We start from the raw sequence: 18,610 nt of genomic DNA, 5'->3' as shown, positions 1-18,610 counted from the left end.
TGTCTTAAAAAAAGATCTACAAAACTTGATATTTTTTGGGGTTTTCTAGTGCGCGATAAAATTCTTTTTTGTCGATTTTTTTATCCCAGATTGCGACAATAAGACAAGCAACCGCATTTCCACATAAATTCCCGCAAGCACGGATTTCGCTCATAAATTTATCTACTCCTAACAATACGACAACGCAAGCCGCAGGGATTCCTGCCCCTGTACCAAGGGCTTGTAATGTTCCTGCCAGGACAATAAAACCACTACCTGTAACACCAACTGCTCCTTTTGAAGTGATCATTAAAATTACAACAACTTCAATATAATGTTCAAGACTTAGGGGAATATCAAAGGCTTGTGCGAGAAAAATTACAGAGAGTGCCATATAAATATTTGTGCAATCAAGATTGAAACTATAGCCAGTGGGGATAACAAGACCGGTTACAGCGCGATTAATCCCTGAAATTTCTAGCTTTTTCATGAGTGGAGCCAAGACACTTTCAGAGCTACTTGTTGCAAAAACCATCAAAATTTCTTGACCAATTAAGCGTAAAAATTTAAAGATATTGACTTTTGCAAAATAGCATAAGATTCCTAAAATACCAAAAATAAAAAATGAACAAGCAAGAAGCATTACAAAAAGTAAAAATAACATGTTGTATATACTTTCAAAACCAAACTTACCGATTAAAAATGCCATTGCACCAAATGTGGCAATAGGGCTAAAATACATCAAAAGTATAAGAATTTTAAAAAAGAATTTTTGTAAAATATTTAAAAAATCAACAACTTTCATTCTCCATTTTCTAGGAGTAAACAATAATAAAATTGCAATGACTATTGCCATAAATAATACTTGGAGGGTTTGTGCATGTAAAAATGGTGTGATAGGATCCTTAGGAATGGCACTAAGAAAAATATGTGAAATTGAGCTAATATCTTTGGCATCTATATGTGTGTATTTATCAACTAAAGAAGAATCTAGAGCATCGATGGCAAAGTGAAGCCCACTTCCTGGTGTGAAAATCTCTCCAAAACATACACCAATAATAAGTGCTATTGTGCTAAAAAATTCAAAATATAAAAAAGATTTGATACCAATACTACCTAAAGTCTTAAGAGATTCAAGTCCGATGATTCCCGTAATGATTGTCAAAAAAATAATTGGACCAACAAGAAACTTTAGACTCTTAATAAAAGGGTCGATGGTATAGGGTTTAAGATTTGAAGCATGGTGAGGAGATATCGTCCCTAAACAGATACCAAAAATTAATCCAATAATTACCCAAAAAGCAAGACTTGTAAATAATTTTTTATAAAGAGGTAGAGGAACTTCTTCCATTTTGTTTTCCTTAATACTTAATAGATGTTACTTATTGTTATATATTAAAGTTAATAATAAACTTTACAAAATAAGCATATCGCAAGTTTTTTAAAGTATAATGCAGAAATTTATTAAATTTTAGGATAAAAAATGTTACAAAAGCATGAAATATGTTTAGTTTTGATGGCCGCAGGAAGCTCCACAAGATTCCAAAAAATGTTACCTTTTGAAAAAAAAGTTAAGAAACAATGGTTGCGATTAGATTCTAAACCTTTATGGAAAAAGGTCTTAGAAGATTTGATAGCATTAGATGTTTTTGGCGAAGTGGTTGTAGGAATGGATGAGAATGAGGTAATTTATGCACAAAATTTTTGTGATGTAAAAATTGTTGCTGGTGGCAAGACACGCACACAAAGCTTGAAAAAAATTTTGGAACATGTGCAAAGTCCTTATGTTTTTGTGACTGATGTGGCAAGATGGGATATTGATAGGGATTTATGTTTAAAGTTGATATCACTTTGCAAGGATTATGATTGTGTTGTGCCTTTTATTTCTTGTGTAGATACAATTTATTATAAAAATGAATCAATAAATAGAGAAGAAGTAAAACTTATTCAAACCCCACAAATATCTCAAACTTCAAAACTAAAAATTGCATTAGATAAAGAATATACTGATGAAAGTACTGCGATGTTAGATCATAATTTTCGTGTAGGGTTTGTGCAAGGAAGCTATAAGATGCAAAAACTTACGAGTTTAGAAGATCTTAGAGCGCTTGTAAATCAAGAAAAATATAGCCCTAGTGAAAATATTGTTACAGGAAGTGGGATTGATATTCATGCATTTGTTGAAAAAAAGCCCATGGTGCTTGGTGGAGTGACAATAGAAAGTCCTTTTGGGTTTAAAGCACATAGTGATGGAGATGTGCTTTTGCATGCATTAATTGATGCACTTTTGGGTGCTATTTGTGGTGGAGATATTGGAGAGTGGTTTCCAGATACTTCTAAAAATTATGAAAATATTGATTCTAAGATTTTATTAGAAAAGATTCGCGCTTTTGTGGTGAGCGTAGGGTATGAGATTTTACATATTGATGTGAGTATTTTGGCACAAACTCCAAAAATTAGCCCTTATAAAAAACAGATTCAAGAAAAATTAGCAGAGCTTTTGTATATGAAAAAAAATCAGGTTAACATTAAAGCCACAACTGCGGAAGGTCTGGGATTTGTTGGACGTAAAGAAGGTGTTTGTGTAATGGTGCAAGCGACATTAAAATTTATTGATTATAGGGAGATTTATGCGAGTATTAATTATTGAAAATGAAACATATTTGGCACAAAGTATTGCATCAAAATTAGGAGGAATGGGATATGTTTGCAGTATTGCACCATCATTAGAAAATTTTTACCATGTAGATGCAGAAGTAATATTGCTATCTTCTAATGCTTGTGGAGATGAGTATGAGAATTTTATTAGAAGCAATTCTCATGCAATTGTAATTATGTTGGTTTCCTATATTAGTGATGATACGATTATAAAGCCTGTGCAAGCGGGAGCAAAAGATTATATTGTAAAACCTTTTATGATTGATGAATTGCTACGCAAGATTGCGCATTATGTGGATTATCAAAAACTTGTTGCAAAAGTGGAATTTTATGATTCTTATTTTAATTTTGTGGAAAAAGAACTAAATATTCCATCTTTGCCACAATACCTTCCACCTTTTATTATCAAAAGTAATTCGCAAAGAAGTGCAGATATTTATGCGATGAAATATGCAAGAGCTAATCAAATTACTTTTCAAATTCTTAATTTTAACAATCCCGAATGGCGAAATATTCTTAAAAACTCCATAGGTAAGAAAAAGTGTTACTATATTACCAATTTTGAGAGTTTGAAAAAAAATGAAGCCAAAGAGTTTTTGGAAAATATGTCAAAATATAGTGTAATTGTTTCCGTAATTTGTGATGATGAAATTTCTTTTTCACAAATTGTGGATATTACACATATATCTAACCAACAAGATTTAGGTGGCGAAATTCTTTCTATTAAGGAATATGAAAAAGTAATGATTATGAAGTTTGAGGGTAGATATCCTGATGTAGAATTGGCAAAAAAGCTAGGGATTAGTAGAAAAAGTTTATGGGAAAAAAGGAAAAAATATGAAATCTCAAGAAAAAAATAAGCAGCTTTATATCGATAATGAAGCCGTCAGTGCACTTTCTTTTTTGCAAGAAGGTTTGCTTAGTCCTGTAAAAAAATTGATGAATAAAAAAGAGACTGAGCAAGTGGTAAAAACAGGGATGTATCAAAATGTTTCCTACCCTTGTCCTTTTTTGCTTAGCCCCAGCGGAAGACGCAATGAAGAGGTATTAAAAAATGTACAGAAAAATGAGCAAATTGATTTGGTGTGTGAGAGGAAGATTGTAGGAAGTATTCAAGTAGATGAGGTGTTTCCTATTGATATTGAGGAGCGTTTATCCCAAATTGGTGCGATTTTAGAAGAAAAAGATTATATCGCTAGGCGTATTGGAAAATATGCTTTGAGTGGTAAGGTAGAGATAGAAAATCAAATTAATAATTTAAAGCAACTTGTTAATGATAAAAAAGAGAAACTCAAAGCTAAGAGAATTACAGGTGTAATTTTTAATGCTAACCCTATTCATCGTGTTCATGAAAAAATTTTGCGTGAAGAGTTTAATGATAGTGATATGATAGTGATATTTTTGTTGCGTTATCATAGGGAAGATTTTTTAAGTTTTGAGATACGTCAAAAAAGCCTTGATCTTGTATTGAATAAATTTCTTTCTAAAGAGAGAATTTGTGTTGTGCCTTTGGATGTTACTTATTTATTTGCTGGTCCTAATAAAATGATTTTATATGCATTAATTGCAAAAAATTTTGGTTGTACAAAAATTTTACTTGGGCAAAAAACACGAGGACTTTCTGTGTATTATAACCATCGCACACGACATAGTGTTTTTGATTCTCTAAAGGGGATAGATATTGAGGTAAAAATTTTAGATGAATATGCATATTGTACAAAATGTAGATGTTTGCTAAATGCTAAAAGTTGTCCTCATGGCCAACATCATCATATTATTTATTATGCAGAATCTCTTTTGCAGTTTTTTAAAATGGGGATTATACCACCAACAATTTTGGTTAGAAAGGAAGTGTCAGCATTGATTTTAAAAGAGTTATTTCCTGAGCGTTTGGAAGAAATGAAGCAAATTTATTATGGGGCATTGCCATCAGATGGTGTTTTTTCAGAGAATGTGCAAGAAGATTTTTATACAAAACTGATTGATTTGTATCAGATTAGAAATTAAGGGGGTTGAAGATGCGAGAGTGTTTTTTGACATTATTTTTTAGCGGCAAGTCGCCTATAGCTTCAGGGACTGTTGGAAGTTTGGTGGCTTTAATTCCAGCGATATTTTTAGTGCAGTTTTCTAGTCAAACTTTATTTTTGTTGGCAATTTTAATTGGTGTGATTGCAGTAAAACAAATTGATATTTATGAAAAAGAAAAGCAAGTGCATGATCCCAAAGAAATTGTGATTGATGAGCTTGTGGGAATGTGGTTAGCCTTAAGTATTGCTGTGGGGGCTATTGGGTTTTCATGGTGGGCTGTAGTGTTGAGTTTTGTATTTTTTAGAATCTATGATATTACAAAGCCATCTATTATTGGAAAGATTGATAAAAAACTTAAAGGTGGCTTAGGGGTTGTTTTAGATGATGCATTAGCAGGTGTAATTGGAGGTTTTAGCACAGTTATTGTGCTAAAACTTATGGAATTTATACAAAAATTTTAGAAAATTATTGAAATAAAAGCATGGATTCTGTGATAAGGGATATTATAGATGGGGCGGCCTGTTTGATTTGTAATTACCATGCTGCCTAAATTATCGCGGTTTGCTTCGGGACTTATGCTTGTTTGTGCACCTTCTCTATTTGTAAGGTTTCCTCCTGTGTAGCGGATTCCAAAATTAACGACATTGGAAATTTTATAGCCAATACCTCCACCATAAATAACTCCATCATATTGTGTTTGAATTGTGGGGTATGCACCCGCGTTTGCAGACTTGTAAGTATCTTTCATAAAAAGCCAAGTATATCCTGCAAGCCCTGCAATATAAAATCCTTTATATTCTAGTCCAATCATCAAAGGAAGTTCTACACCAAAGCCTGCAAGTCCTTCTGTTTCTTGTCTTTCTAAATAGCGGTGATCACTTAAAATATTAGATTTAGAATTTGGCATTACTTTGAGATACATAGGCACACTAATTTCAGTACCAAACATAAAATTCATTCCACCAAGCACAGATTCTATGCTGCGTAAATAAAGGCTATAACCCAAATCCACAGAAAGGTATTGTGATTTTCCTAAAAATGTGTAAGAGCTCCCTGCAGACCCTTCATTGAAAAAATACCAGCGTCGTACTTTTCCTGTAGCAGGGGTTCCATCTACAACAGAGCCTTTAGTAAATTTTCCTAAATTTTTATTAGTTTTTGTTGTTTTTGCAGGTGCGCTAAATGCAAGATTAAGGCTTAAAAGTGCGCATAAACAAGTCAAAAGTGTTTTTTTCATCTTTTCTCCTTTTCTACAAAGAAAATATTAAACATCAAATTATAATAAATATTATGCAGAATATATCGGTAAAATACTAAATATTTTTAATAAAGGAGTAGCGTGCAAGAACAATGTTTAACCCTAATGGCATCTGCAGGGAGTGGAAAAACCTTTGCGCTTACTTTAAGATATTTAAGTTTATTGTTTTATGGGGCAAATGCTAGTGAAATTTTAACTCTTACTTTTACCAAAAAAGCAGCAGCAGAAATGAGAGAACGGATTGCCATGGCTTTGGAGGGTTTGGCGAAGGGAGAGGAAAGCTTATTTTTTAAAATATTAGTGGAAGAATATGGTTTTAATAGAGAGGATATTTTAAAAAAAGCTCCAAAGATTTTTGAAAGATTTTTAAATTGCAATACCAAGATCACGACACTTGATGCATTTTTTAATTTTATTGTGCGTAAATTTTGTTGGAATGTGGGGTTGAGTAAAAATTTTGTTATTAAAGAGCAAGATATACATCAAGTAAATCATCAATTTTTATCCTTGTTAGATTCTGCAAGTTATCAAGAGTTTTTAGAATTTTGTTTTAGATATGAAAACCCTTTGCGTATTTTTGATTTTTTGCAAAGAGTGAGTTCAGAGATTATGGAATTTCAAGAAGCAAGTTTTGCAGTAGATTTGAAGGATTTGGAAGAAGATATTTTGCAGTCTTCTATGGAGATCAAGCAAAAAATAGCAAATATGCCCAAAGCAAGTACTAAAGCAAAAGAAATAATCAAGACTACAAGCCTTAAGGAAATGCTTGCAAGTCCAAAATGGCTTTTAGATGGTGATGAATATTTTTATTTTAAAAAATTAGAACTTAATATGAATCCAGAATTTGAAGCCATTAGACAAAAAGTTGCTTTGTATTTTAAAATCAAAGAATCAATAATTTTTTCTACAATGTCTCGTTTTAAGGAAGTGTATAAAAAAGCAAGGAATATATTAAATATCAAAAGTGCAAGTCTTAGTTTTTTTGATGTGACTTTAAAAGCCTATGAAGTTTTGGTAGAGAATTTTGATCGAGATTTTTTTTATTTTCGGCTTGATGATAAAATTAGCCATATTTTGCTTGATGAATTTCAAGATACTAATGCATTGCAATATGAAATTTTGTTGCCACTTATTGAAGAATTACGCTCTGGTGAAGGGAGACTTGGGGAGAGGAGTTTATTTTTTGTGGGGGATAAAAAGCAGAGTATTTATGGATTTAGGGGGAGTGATAGTAGTATTTTTGATAGGGTTACAGAATATACGACTACCAAAAGCTTAGAAAGTAATTATCGCAGTCAAAGCGAAGTAATTTTGTTTAATAATAAAGTTTTTGCCCCTATTTTTCCAGGCTATTTGCAAAAAGTTCCAGAAAATAAAGAAGCGGGGGGATATGTGAGAGTATTTCCTGAGAGTAGGGAAGTTTGTGAAATGCTAGAATCTATTCAACAGGCATTGCAAGATTTATTTGCTAAGGGGGTGCATGCAAGTGATATTGCGATTTTGTGTTATAAAAATAGTGATTTAGATTTATTAAAAATGCACTTTTCTCAAATTTTTCAGAATGTAAATTTTGTTACAGAGGGGAATTTGTCGCTTACACAACGCGTGCAACCTATGATTTTGCTAGAAGCTTTGAATTTTTCGCTAGATTCTTTGCAAATTCATCTAAAAAATATTGTTAAATTACTAGGGTTGGGATTTGAAACAGATTTGGAGTTACCAGTTTATGAGGAAAGTCAAGGACTTTCAGATTATATTTTTACATTGATGAAAAAACTTGGAATCTGTGATAATTTTGCACAAAAGTTTTTAGAAATTTCTTTTGATTATGAAGATCGTGAGAGTTTTTTGGAGGCTGTTACTAAAATTGATATTGATATGGTCAAGGAAAAAGTTGATGGTGTGGTGCTTATGACAATCCATGGATCAAAGGGATTAGAGTTTGAACATGTGATTGTATGCGATCGTTTTAGTAAACCAAATCATCGTAGTGATAATTTTATTTTTGTAGATCAAAAATTATATTTTACACAAAGCAAGAGAGAAGATTTTGATCCTGTTTATGCAGAGGTAAAGAAAAAAGATGAAAACAAAAAAAAGCAAGAAGCAAATAATGTTTTGTATGTGGCATTTACGCGTGCTAAGAGTTCTTTATTTGTAGTGCCTAGAAATAATGGAGCATTTGAAGGATTGGGATTACAGGCAATAGAGATCGGAGAAATTAAAGAACAAATAAAAAAAGAAGAAAAAGCAAAAAGCCAGGAAATGCTTTCTGTAGAACAGCAAGATTTTGGAAGACAAAAAGATTTTATTATTAAAGATTCTCCTAAGGAATTGGTGCAAAAAAATATACTTTTTGGAGAAGCATTGCATTATGCTTTAGAATATGGCTTTGGTTTTGGAATTAAAGAAGAGATTTTGCAAAAAAAGCTTTATAATCACTATGGATTTTATTTGGAAAAAGAAGCATTGTATACAATTTTGGAGCATTTAAAAAAATTAAAAAATGATTCTAAAATACAGACTTTATGTAAGGGTAAGCAGTTATTTGCTGAAGTAGTATTTGTAAAAAATTTTAGATTAAATCGTATGGATATGCTTTTGATAGGTGAGGAAATTGTAGTTTTGGATTATAAAAGTGGTAGTCATCAAGAAGAATATATTGAGCAATTACAAGGATATTTAGATATTCTTAAATCACATTTTGTAGGACAAAAAGTTCAGGGGTATTTGGTGTATTTATGGGAGCAGATTAAGTTGCAAAAAGTCGAATAATTGGTTGATTATTCAAGTATTTTTTATCAAGAGATATAATCAAAGTCTCGCAAAAATAAGGGGAAGATATGCAAATACGGTATTATAAAAATGAAATTTTAGCAGGTCTTGTGAGTTCTATTGCTATTATTCCTGAAGTGATGGGATTTGCTTTGGTGGCAAAATTTGATCCTATTGCTGGGTTATATACAGCTTTTATTTTGGGGTTGATTGCTGCATTACTTGGAGGGCGTGCAGGATTAGTTAGCGCGGCTGCGGGATCTATGGCAGTAGTTGCGGTGCATTTATCATTATCTCATGGCACACAATATGTGCTTGCAGCAGGAATCTTAGCAGGAATTTTGCAAATTATTTTTGGATTATTGCGTCTAGGAAAATGGGTGCGTATGATTCCACAAACCGCTATTTTTGGTTTTGTAAATGGTTTGGCAATTGTAATTTTTAGCTCACAATTGCAGTTTTTTGCTTCTGAAGGTGTGGCAATGTATGTAATTGTTGGTCTTACAATGGCTATTATGCTTATATTGCCAAAATTCTCGCGTATTCTTCCAGCAGGGCTTGTAGCAATTGTTATTTTGGGTTTTGGGGTATATTTTTTACAGATTAATACAAAGACAATTGGAGATTTGGGAAATCTTAATGGCGGCTTACCGCATTTTTCTTTGCCAGATGTGCCGCTAAATTTTGAGACTTTGCAAGTAATTTGGCCATATAGCTTGATTTTGGCACTTGTGGGGTTGATAGAGACGCTTTTAACTCTTTCTGTAATGGATGAAATGCAAAAAACAAGGGGTAATAGCAATAAAGAATGTATCGCACAGGGTTTGGGGAATAGTGTGTGTGGTTTTTTTGGTGCTATGAGTGGATGTGTAATGATTGGTCAAAGTATTATCAATGCAACTTCTGGAGGAATAGGACGCATTTCTAGTGCTATGGCTGCGATTTTTGTTTTGATTTTTGTGGTGAGCATTCCTGAAGTTATTAGTAAGATTCCTATGGGAGTTTTAGTGGGGATTATGTTTGTTGTGTCACTTAAAACTTTTGAGTGGGCAAGCATTTCGCGATTAAGAAGCATGAAAAAATCTGATATTTTAATTTTATTATTAGTAACAATAATTACGGTGGTTTTTGATTTGGCGATTGCTGTGATTATTGGGGTGATTATCGCAGCACTTGTTTTTGCTTATCAACAAGCAAAGATTACAACTACTACTATTTTAGAATCCGATGGCACAAAGGTGTATAAACTTAAGGGCCCATTGTTTTTTGGTTCTAGTGTAGGGTTTGTGCATGATTTATTTGATGTGGAAAATGATCCACAAAATGTTGTGATTGATTTTAGTGAAGCAAGAGTAATGGATAGTAGCGGGGTAGATGCTATTGATAAATTGACAAAAAAATATCTTGATATGCATAAAAGTTTGAAATTGCGGCATTTAAGTGAGGATTGTAAAGATGCCTTGCGATTGGCAAAAAAATACTGCACCTATGAAATTGATGATCCTAGCTATAAGGTTGCAAGAGATTTATAGGAATTTGAAGATTATGGGTCTTGGGTATAATGATAAAATGATCAAAAATGGAAAGATGGAATGAAGGTTAAAGAAATTTATGAGATATTAAAAGAGTGTTCTCCTTTTGAGATGCAGGAAGCATGGGATAATTGTGGTTTGCAAGTAGGGGGAATGGAAAATGAGGTCGAGCATCTTGTGGCGGCTTTAGAGATTGATTTGCAAGTTTTAGAGAAATTAGAGCCAAAAAGTTTAGTAATTGTGCATCATCCTTTGATTTTTAAGGGATTAAAACAATTAGATACAGAAGCTTATCCTAGTAATTATTTAAAAATTTTATTGCAAAAAGAATGTGTGCTTATTGCAATGCATACAAATTTTGACCTTTCTCATTTAAATGCTTATCTTTGTCAAGAAGTTTTGGGCTTTAGGGATTCTTATCAAGAAAATGGAATCATGTTTGCAAAATTACCCCAAGCTATGACACTTAGCGATTTGGCAAAAAAAGTGCAAAATGCAATGGGGCTACCTATATTAAAAGTAAGCGATCATGCAGGGGAGATTAAGGAAGTAGGGATTGTGTGTGGAAGTGGATTTTCTTTATTTTCTTTTGTGCAAGGGCGTAAGAATTTTTGTTTTCTAACAGGAGATATTAAATATCATGATGCAATGCTTGCAAGTGCTATGAAAGTGAGTTTGATTGATATTATGCATTATGAAAGTGAGCGTTATTTTGCAGAAATTATTCAAAGAATTTTGCAAAAAAGGGGATATAAGGTTATAATTAGCCAAACTAAAAACCCGTTTATTTTTTTGTAAGGATTGACAATGAACAAACATTTGCAACAATTAATTGAAGTGGCTAACCTTGATAAGGGGATTGACCTCTTGGAGCCAAAGATTGCACAAATCAAAACTAAGCTTAATAGAATTTTGAAAGAAAAAGAAAAAAAAGAGCAAGAAATTTTTCAAATTGAAGAAGAAAATGCAGAACTTTTATTGCGAAATAAGAATACACAAACAATGATTGAAGAAATTGCAATTCGTTTGGAGCAAATCGCTAAAAAACATAATGAAGTAAAATCAGAGCGTGAGTTGAAGGCATTGGTAATTGAAGAAGAACTTGCAAAAGAGCAGCTTACAAAAGCTAATCAGGATATTGAAGATATTGAAAAAATACAGGAAACAAAAAAACAAAAGCTCATAGAATTGCAAGAAGGAATCAAGGAATTACAAAGTGAGATTGAAGCAGAGGAAAAAGAAGTAGCCAAAGAAGTTGGGCTCGTAGAAGCAGAACAGGAAAAACTTTATGTAAAAAGACAAGAGCTTTATGCTCTGCTTGATCAAAAACTTGCAATTTTTTATGAAAAAATTAGAAATTGGGCAAAAAATACAAGTATTGTCCCTGTGAAAAAGCAGGCATGTGGTGGATGTTTTATTCGTATTAATGATCGCATTTATGCAGAAGTAAAACAAAGTAATGATATTGTTAATTGCCCACATTGTGGCAGAATCCTTTATATAGAAAACGCATAATAAGATTAAGATTGAAGTCATTTAGATTTTTTTATCTTTGTGTTTTAGGCATTGGCTATCTAGCCTTTTTGCCTTTTTTGTTTTTGCTAGTATTTAAGCAAAAGTATCGAAATTCCCTTCCTGCACGATTTTTTTGCCAACAAAAAAAGCCTTCAAAAGATACAGAAATTTGGTTGCATGCTTGTTCTTTTGGTGAAGTAAAATCTCTTGAGCCTATTATTTGCGAACTTTTAGAAAAACAAAAAAATATTTTATTGACAACTACGACACAAACAGGCTATGCTCTTGCGCAAAAGACTTTTTGTCAATTTGCAAATTTTCAAGTTTTATACCTTCCTTTTGAGATTTTTTTGTGGCGTTGGAAATCCTCTCTTCTTAACTTAAAAACGCTTGTTGTAACAGAATCGGAGCTTTGGTATATGCCTTTTTTTATGGCAAAAGATTTGGGGGCAAAAACTTTATTGATTAATGCTAGGGTATCAGATCGTTCTTATGATAAATATTTAAAATTGCAGTTTTATTATCGTGAGGTTTTTAGTTTTATTGATAAGGTTTTTGCACAAAGTCGTAATGATGAAATACGACTGGAAAGTCTTGGTGCAAAAAATATTCAAGTTTTTGGCAATCTCAAGGTTTATAGTAATATACAGACTACAAAGCTTTATAATAAGCCTTCAAAACTTGTTGTGGTTGCAGGAAGTAGTCATGCTGATGAGGAAAAAATTGTTTTAAAAGCTTTTAATGTGCTGCATAAAAAAAATCCCAATTCTCTTTTGATTTTAGCGCCTCGCCATCCTGAGAGGTTTGATGAGGTTTGTGCTATGTTAGAAGGGTTTAAGGTTTCACGATTGTCTCAAGATGGAATAAGTGATGATTCTGATATTATTGTAGTTGATATTTTAGGGGAGCTAAACAATATTTATCGAATCGCAGATATTGTGGTTTTGTGTGGAAGTTTTGTAAAGGTTGGCGGGCATAATCCTTTAGAGCCGGCATTTTTTGGTGCAAAACTTTTGAGCGGACCTTATATTTTTAATCAATATGTACTTTTTGATTGTGTGGAGAACTATGCGATTGTGCAAGATGCACAAGAATTAGAAAAAAAATTATTAGATTATGAAAATTTACCTCATTCAAAAATCAAAGTAGAAAAAGATTGCTTCAAGGAGTTGATGAAGGAGATTATGGCATGATGGAAAAAGCTTATAAAATCTTAAGCTTGCAGGAAAAAATATCTAATAAAAAAGCAAAAGAATTGATTGATAAGGGTTTGGTTTGTGTGCGAGGTAAAAAGGTGCAACTTGCAAGGGCAGAATATCCAATGCAGACAATTTTTGAAATTACAAGCCTTTTGAAACCTGAGGTAATTTTTGAAGATAGTAATATTTTAGCAGTTAATAAACCCCCATTTATAGAAAGTTATGATCTTGCAGATTGTTTTAAAGGTTGGGTTTTATTGCATCGATTAGATAAAGAGACAAGTGGCGTAATTTTACTTGTCCGACCCGATAGTGATTTTCATCTTCGTGCAAAAAAAGCCTTTAAAGAGCAGAAAGTTTATAAAGAATATGTGGCTTTGGTAAGCGGATTTGTTAGTGAGAAATGTGTGATTAATGAACCAATTTTGACGATTAAAAAAGGTTTTGCAAAAAGTAAGATTAGTAAAGATGGTTTGAGTGCAATTACACAAATTGAGCCTTTGAGTGTTGTGGGTAAAAAAACCTTGGTTAAAGCAGTGATTAAAACAGGGCGTACGCATCAAATTCGTGTGCATTTAAAAAGCATAGGGCATAGTATAGTGGGAGATAGGCTTTATGGCGGGATTGATTTTAAAAGAATCATGCTTCATGCTTTAAAAATTAAAATTTTTGATTATGAATTCTCTTCCCCATTACCAAAAGAGTTTCAGAATTTAGTTCAATGAGAGCTTTTGCATTAAATGGGAGTAAAGACTGCATTGTATGCAGCGGAAAAATCAAAGATTTTAATGCCCTTATAGATTTTCGAATGGAGTTTTTTAGAATCTTAAAAGAATGGGAGTTTGCAAAAGATCGGGTGTTATTTTTGGTGCTAGAGCGTTGTTTCCCATTAGAAAATAGCTTTTTTGGTTTTTTGTTAAATTTGGTAGAACAAGAGGGCTATACAATCAAAATTATTACTAGTGATTTTAGAATTTTTAAGAACTTTGAAGAATTGCGACTAGATAAAGTCTTTGATGTTTTGGTAAAAGAGGTTTTATGAATTTTTGGAATACAATTTATGAGCATTTTGATCCAGTGGCATTTGAGTTTTTTGGATTAAAAATCCATTGGTATGGTCTAGCATATCTTAGTGCTCTTCTTTTTGCACTTATGTTGGCAAAATATTGGGTGAAAAATGACAAAAATAGATTTTCTTTATCAATAAAAATGCTAGAAAATTATTTTATTTGGGCAGAAATCGGGGTGATTTTAGGGGCAAGGATTGGTTATGTAATAATCTATGATCCACAAAAATGGGAATATTTCTTGCAACCTTGGCAAATTTTTAATCCTTTTGATTCTTATGGGAATTTTATTGGGATTAGGGGAATGAGTTATCATGGTGCTTTAGTCGGGTTTTTATTTTCTAGTGCCTTGTTTGCAATCTATAAAAAAGTTAAGTTTTTAATGCTTTTGGATTTGATTGCACTTAGTGTGCCACTGGCTTATGTTTTTGGCAGAATCGGAAATTTTTTAAATCAGGAGCTTTTTGGTAGAGTGGTGGAAAATCCGGCATTTTTTGCTTTTGGAATTTTAGTAGATGGGCAGTTGCGCTATCCTAGTCAGTTGATTGAGGCATTTTTAGAAGGGGTGGTGGTTTTTTTGATTGTTTTGTGGATGCGTCAAAAAACAAAGATGCAAGGTGCATTGATTGTTACTTATGGTATTTCTTATAGTGCTGCTAGATTTATTTCTGAATATTTTAGGGAGCCTGATTTGCAAATGGGGGTTTATGCTTTTGGGCTTTCTATGGGACAGATTCTAAGTGCGGGGATGTTAGTTGTTACGGGATTAGTGTATTTATTGGCATTAAAAAATTATAAAAAATCTAATGTAAAAACAAATAAAGTTGTAAATAAAAAATCATAGGGCACTAGTGCCCTATTTATTTATGCACCTTTTGGTGGCGTGAATGCTGTGAGTTTTGGTATAGTGCCTTTGTATTTTTCAATATTAATCATTGCAGTATTTGCAATATTTCCATTCGCAAGTTCCGAGCTAGGAAGATCAATAGTTAGTACATTAGCATTGCCATTTTTGCAAAGCGTGTTATTTTCTTTTGGATTTTCTGGATCATACCAAGCACCCTCATAGATTCTTACCACGCCTTTTGGCACAATATCGCTAATTACCGCTCCTACAAGAATTTGTCCTCTTTTGTTGAATGCGCGTACAATATCTCCATTTTTGATTCCTTTATTTTTTGCATCTTGAGGATTGATCCATATAGGTTCGCGATTAGAGATGGCATATTGTTCTCTTAAGCGAGTGTTGCTTAGTTGAGAATGGAGTCTTAAACTTGGATGTGGGCTTACTAGGACAAATTCTGCAGGTGGATTTTTCATACCTTTCCATTCGATAGGTTCAATCCATTGTGGGAATGCAGGACAGCCTTCATATTGCATTTTTTCTATAGTTTTAGAATAAATTTCAATTTTTCCGCTTGGAGTGCCAAGAGGATTTAAGATAGGATCTTCTCTAAAATCTGCATATCTTATAAATTCTTCACCCTCTGGTGTTGGGGCAAAGGTAATAGGGCGATTATTTTTCCAAAAGGTTTTAAAATCTGGCATATTATTGCCATTTGCAAGAGTGATTCCTGTTTTTTGTGCTTGATTATAGGCGGTGTTGTAAAATTCTTCAAGCCATTGCATTTCGCTTTTATTTTCAGTGTATTGTTTTTCAAATCCACATGCCTTTGCAAGATCTGTAAAAATTTCAAAATCATGTTTGGATTTTGGTAACCTTTCTACAGCTTGTTTCATCGGGTAAATACTAAGATTGCTATAATCTCCACTCATTGTAAGGTCATTTCTTTCATAAGGTGTGGTGATAGGAAATACTATATCTGCCATTTTTGCAGTAGGAGTCCAATATATATCATGAACAATAATAGAACTTGGTTTTTTCCATGCTTTAATTAGGGTATTTGTATCTTGATGATGCACAAAAGGATTCCCGCCCACCCAATAAATTAGGTCAATATCAGGATAAGTGATTTCTCTACCATTGTATTTAATAGTTTTTCCTGCATTGAGAAGGCAATCTGCAATTCTTGCTACAGGGATAGCAAGTTCTGCACCATCCATCAAGGTTTTTTCTTCTTCTTTGCTTAAGACTTTTCCAATAGAGATTCCACCAATTACTGGTGCATTCGTGCTAGGTGATCCGCCATTACTATAATGATAACTAAAGCCAAAACCTCCACCAGGAAGTCCGATTTGCCCTATCATAGAACTTAGTGTGACAAGCATCCAATGAGGTTGTTCGCCATGGTGTTGGCGTTGCATATTCCAACCAGCCATAAACATTGTTCTATTTTCAAAAAATAATTTTGCAAGCTCTTTGATTTTGTTTTCAGGAATACCACAGATTTGTGAAGCCCATTTTGCTGTTTTTGGAGTGTTATCTTCTTTTCCTAGAAGATATTTTTCAAAAACTTCAAAGCCTTCTGTATATTCTTCTAAAAAATTTTTATCATATTTTTGCGTAATAAGCATGGTGTGCATAATCCCTAACATCAAAGCTGTATCCGTGTTTGGCGTGATGCTAATCCATTCAGCCTTGTCTTCAAAAAATTCTATAGTATTACTTTTGATAGGATCAATGCAAAGGATTTTTTTTCCACTTTCTTTGAGTTTTTTGAAATATTCTAGCCCTTGATTGTCCGTAGATGTCCAAGCAATTCTTAGTGTATCAATAGGATTTGCTCCCCAGATAACAACAACTTTTGAATGTTCTAAAACAATAGGCCAAGAAGTTTGTTGCTCATAGACTTCTAGAGTCCCTAAAACATGTGGCATAATAACTTGTGCAGCACCTGTAGAGTAATCACCAAGACCACCTACAAAACCTCCACCCATTGTTAAAAATCGATGCAATAAAGTCCTTGAGTTATGAAAATTTCCGCTAGATTTCCACCCATAAGATCCTCCATAAATTCCATTAGGACCTTTTTGTTTTCTTACTCTTTTGATTTCATCGCTTACAAGTTTGATGGCTTTTTCATAACTAATTTCTACCCACTCATCTGCTCCTCTAAGCTCTTTATGATTAGATTTTTTCTCAAGATAGCTTTTGCGTACCATAGGGGCTTTGATTCTATTTGTATTGATTCCATCTATAAGATCAGCGGTGAAATTTTGCAAAGGATTTGAGGTGAGATTGTCAAAGGCATTTTGGCTTTTTATGATTTTCCCTTCCTTAATAGTGAGTTTTAATGCTCCCCAATGTGCGGCGGTATAGACTTCTCCATTGATAACAAGATCAGTTGTAAAATGATTAAGTCCAGCGGCAAGAAGTGTGCTTTTGTCTAAAACTTGATTGATAAATGGAACAGCAGCAAAGATTCCTGTGTATTTTAAAAGTGTGCGTCTTTCTTGATTGATTTTTTTCATATTTTTCTCCTTATTGCATATCTTTTGCATGTTTTTGTAAGTATTCTATGACTAATTGATAATCTTTTTTTTCAATTCCTGTACGCCCTGCCATGGATTTAAACATGCTAGGCCATTGATTTGCACTAAATTCTTTGGTGTTGTGTAATCCATGACACATAGAGCAATTTTGTTCAAAAAGATTTTTTGCCTGTGTGTAAATTTTTTTAAGATCAGGGTCTAGTGCGTTGTTTTCACTCCAAAATTCTGCCTTGACTTTGTAGTAATTTTTTCCATCAATGGTTTCTTTTTCACCTTTTTTGAAGGTGATATTTGCTTTAGAATCAAAACCAGCACTTAAGATTCTTTTGCCTGCAATATAATAGATTGCAGGTTTGTTTTCTTCTTGATAACCCTCTATTGATAAAAGCACTCTATTGTTTTGTGTTTTTAAAACTTCTACTTTTGTAGTGGGAAGTAGTTTTCCAATTACTTTGGTGTTTGTAGAGTCTTGATACAAAGTTTTTACTTCTGTTACATAAAGCGGTGTGGCAAATATGGGGCTACAACAAAATAATGCAGCAAATATTGCATAATGTTTCATTTTTTCTCCTTTTTGTTTTGTTTTGTTACAAATATTATTTTATAACAAAAATATTTTAACTTTATTTTTTGAAAATATCTTTATTTATTAAAAAAAAATTATAAATATTAATAAAAAATGTATAAAAGTAACATTTATAAAATTAATATAAAATAGCAAAAATATAAAGTAAAAAAGGTTTTTGTTTGAGTGCGACAAAAAAAGCATGGATATTTTTGATTATTGCAATTATTGCAGAAGTTCTTGGTTCGAGTTCTTTGAAAATGTTTGAAGATAATTACTTGCTTAAGTATTTATTGATGGGTGGATTTATTACTTTTTCTTATTTTTTTGTAGGGATGGCAGTCAAACATATTTCTATTGGTTTGGCGTATGCGATGTGGGAGGCACTTGGTGTGGTGTTGATTTCTTTGATAGGAATGGTCTTTTTTGGAGAAAATCTAAGCATTTATCAAAAAATTGGAATTTTATTTAGCGTAGTGGGAATTATTTTTATTAATTTTGGAGAGCGGGAGTAATGGGAATATTTTTTATTATATTGGCGGCCTTGTTGGATATTGCTGCAAACTTGATGCTAAAAAAATCTAATGGTTTTCAGAATAAATTTTATGGTGTTTTGGCACTTTTGGAGGTTATGTGTGCTT

General features: G+C 32.7%; 17 protein-coding genes. 13 read left to right on the top strand and 4 right to left on the bottom strand.

Features of this window, described 5'->3' with window-relative positions; translation table 11 throughout:
- Positions 1 to 16 precede the first annotated feature (16 nt).
- Positions 17 to 1,330 carry a cation:dicarboxylate symporter family transporter gene (locus LW133_RS04425; RefSeq protein WP_233077031.1) on the bottom strand — a complete coding sequence of 438 codons (1,314 nt, stop codon included), beginning with the start codon at positions 1,328 to 1,330 and terminating at the stop codon, positions 17 to 19.
- Between the two features lie 132 nt (positions 1,331 to 1,462).
- Here LW133_RS04425 and LW133_RS04420 point away from each other — a divergent pair, with 132 nt between their 5' ends.
- From LW133_RS04420 to LW133_RS04405, 4 genes are read left to right on the top strand one after another with little or no spacing between them, the layout of a single operon-like run.
- Entirely contained in the window at positions 1,463 to 2,629 is a 1,167-nt protein-coding gene (locus LW133_RS04420) for a bifunctional 2-C-methyl-D-erythritol 4-phosphate cytidylyltransferase/2-C-methyl-D-erythritol 2,4-cyclodiphosphate synthase (RefSeq protein ID WP_233077030.1), read from the top strand.
- Entirely contained in the window at positions 2,610 to 3,497 is an 888-nt protein-coding gene (locus tag LW133_RS04415; protein ID WP_233077029.1) for a response regulator transcription factor, read from the top strand. Before LW133_RS04420 ends, LW133_RS04415 begins: the two co-directional genes overlap by 20 nt.
- Entirely contained in the window at positions 3,475 to 4,644 is a 1,170-nt protein-coding gene (locus tag LW133_RS04410) for a sulfate adenylyltransferase (RefSeq protein ID WP_233077028.1), read from the top strand. The genes LW133_RS04415 and LW133_RS04410 overlap by 23 nt, the downstream gene beginning before the upstream one ends.
- Positions 4,645 to 4,655: 11 nt before the next feature.
- Positions 4,656 to 5,126: a phosphatidylglycerophosphatase A family protein gene (locus tag LW133_RS04405; RefSeq protein ID WP_233077027.1), complete on the top strand. Its 471-nt coding sequence runs from the start codon at positions 4,656 to 4,658 to the stop codon at positions 5,124 to 5,126.
- On the opposite strand, the gene LW133_RS04400 is transcribed toward LW133_RS04405, so the two are convergent.
- Positions 5,123 to 5,902, bottom strand: coding sequence for a hypothetical protein (locus tag LW133_RS04400; protein ID WP_233077026.1), 780 nt, complete (start codon positions 5,900 to 5,902; stop codon positions 5,123 to 5,125). The genes LW133_RS04405 and LW133_RS04400 overlap by 4 nt on opposite strands.
- A 102-nt stretch (positions 5,903 to 6,004) precedes the next feature.
- On the opposite strand from LW133_RS04400, the gene LW133_RS04395 reads away from it, so the two are divergent.
- From LW133_RS04395 to lgt, 8 genes are all read left to right on the top strand, one after another.
- Positions 6,005 to 8,698 carry a RecB-like helicase gene (locus LW133_RS04395; RefSeq protein ID WP_233077025.1) on the top strand — a complete coding sequence of 898 codons (2,694 nt, stop codon included), beginning with the start codon at positions 6,005 to 6,007 and terminating at the stop codon, positions 8,696 to 8,698.
- Between the two features lie 68 nt (positions 8,699 to 8,766).
- Positions 8,767 to 10,230, top strand: a complete 1,464-nt coding sequence (locus LW133_RS04390) for a SulP family inorganic anion transporter (RefSeq protein ID WP_233077024.1) — start codon at positions 8,767 to 8,769, stop codon at positions 10,228 to 10,230.
- Positions 10,231 to 10,290: 60 nt separating this feature from the next.
- Positions 10,291 to 11,028, top strand: coding sequence for a Nif3-like dinuclear metal center hexameric protein (locus LW133_RS04385; protein ID WP_233077023.1), 738 nt, complete (start codon positions 10,291 to 10,293; stop codon positions 11,026 to 11,028).
- Positions 11,029 to 11,037: 9 nt separating this feature from the next.
- Entirely contained in the window at positions 11,038 to 11,745 is a 708-nt protein-coding gene (locus tag LW133_RS04380; protein WP_233077022.1) for a zinc ribbon domain-containing protein, read from the top strand.
- Between the two features lie 11 nt (positions 11,746 to 11,756).
- Positions 11,757 to 12,938: a lipid IV(A) 3-deoxy-D-manno-octulosonic acid transferase gene (gene waaA, locus LW133_RS04375; RefSeq protein WP_233077021.1), complete on the top strand. Its 1,182-nt coding sequence runs from the start codon at positions 11,757 to 11,759 to the stop codon at positions 12,936 to 12,938.
- Entirely contained in the window at positions 12,938 to 13,669 is a 732-nt protein-coding gene (locus tag LW133_RS04370; RefSeq protein ID WP_233077455.1) for an RluA family pseudouridine synthase, read from the top strand. Before waaA ends, LW133_RS04370 begins: the two co-directional genes overlap by 1 nt.
- On the top strand, positions 13,666 to 13,986 hold the full coding sequence (locus LW133_RS04365) for a hypothetical protein (protein WP_233077020.1): 321 nt from the start codon (positions 13,666 to 13,668) through the stop codon (positions 13,984 to 13,986). Before LW133_RS04370 ends, LW133_RS04365 begins: the two co-directional genes overlap by 4 nt.
- Positions 13,983 to 14,855, top strand: coding sequence for a prolipoprotein diacylglyceryl transferase (lgt, locus tag LW133_RS04360; protein WP_233077019.1), 873 nt, complete (start codon positions 13,983 to 13,985; stop codon positions 14,853 to 14,855). Before LW133_RS04365 ends, lgt begins: the two co-directional genes overlap by 4 nt.
- Before the next feature lie 20 nt (positions 14,856 to 14,875).
- Here lgt and LW133_RS04355 read toward each other — a convergent pair whose 3' ends face one another.
- On the bottom strand, positions 14,876 to 17,383 hold the full coding sequence (locus LW133_RS04355) for a molybdopterin guanine dinucleotide-containing S/N-oxide reductase (protein WP_233077018.1): 2,508 nt from the start codon (positions 17,381 to 17,383) through the stop codon (positions 14,876 to 14,878).
- A 10-nt stretch (positions 17,384 to 17,393) separates the two neighbouring features.
- Positions 17,394 to 17,966: a hypothetical protein gene (locus tag LW133_RS04350; RefSeq protein ID WP_233077017.1), complete on the bottom strand. Its 573-nt coding sequence runs from the start codon at positions 17,964 to 17,966 to the stop codon at positions 17,394 to 17,396.
- 185 nt (positions 17,967 to 18,151) lie between these two features.
- Here LW133_RS04350 and LW133_RS04345 point away from each other — a divergent pair, with 185 nt between their 5' ends.
- Positions 18,152 to 18,484 carry a DMT family transporter gene (locus LW133_RS04345; RefSeq protein ID WP_233077016.1) on the top strand — a complete coding sequence of 111 codons (333 nt, stop codon included), beginning with the start codon at positions 18,152 to 18,154 and terminating at the stop codon, positions 18,482 to 18,484.
- The last annotated feature ends 126 nt before the right edge of the window (positions 18,485 to 18,610 follow it).

Source organism: Helicobacter anatolicus (assembly GCF_021300615.1).
In the GTDB taxonomy this organism is placed as follows: Bacteria; Campylobacterota; Campylobacteria; order Campylobacterales; family Helicobacteraceae; genus Helicobacter_H; species Helicobacter_H anatolicus.
The sequence above is the reverse complement of the archived record's forward strand: the minus strand, read 5'-3'. Positions and strand labels throughout refer to the sequence as shown.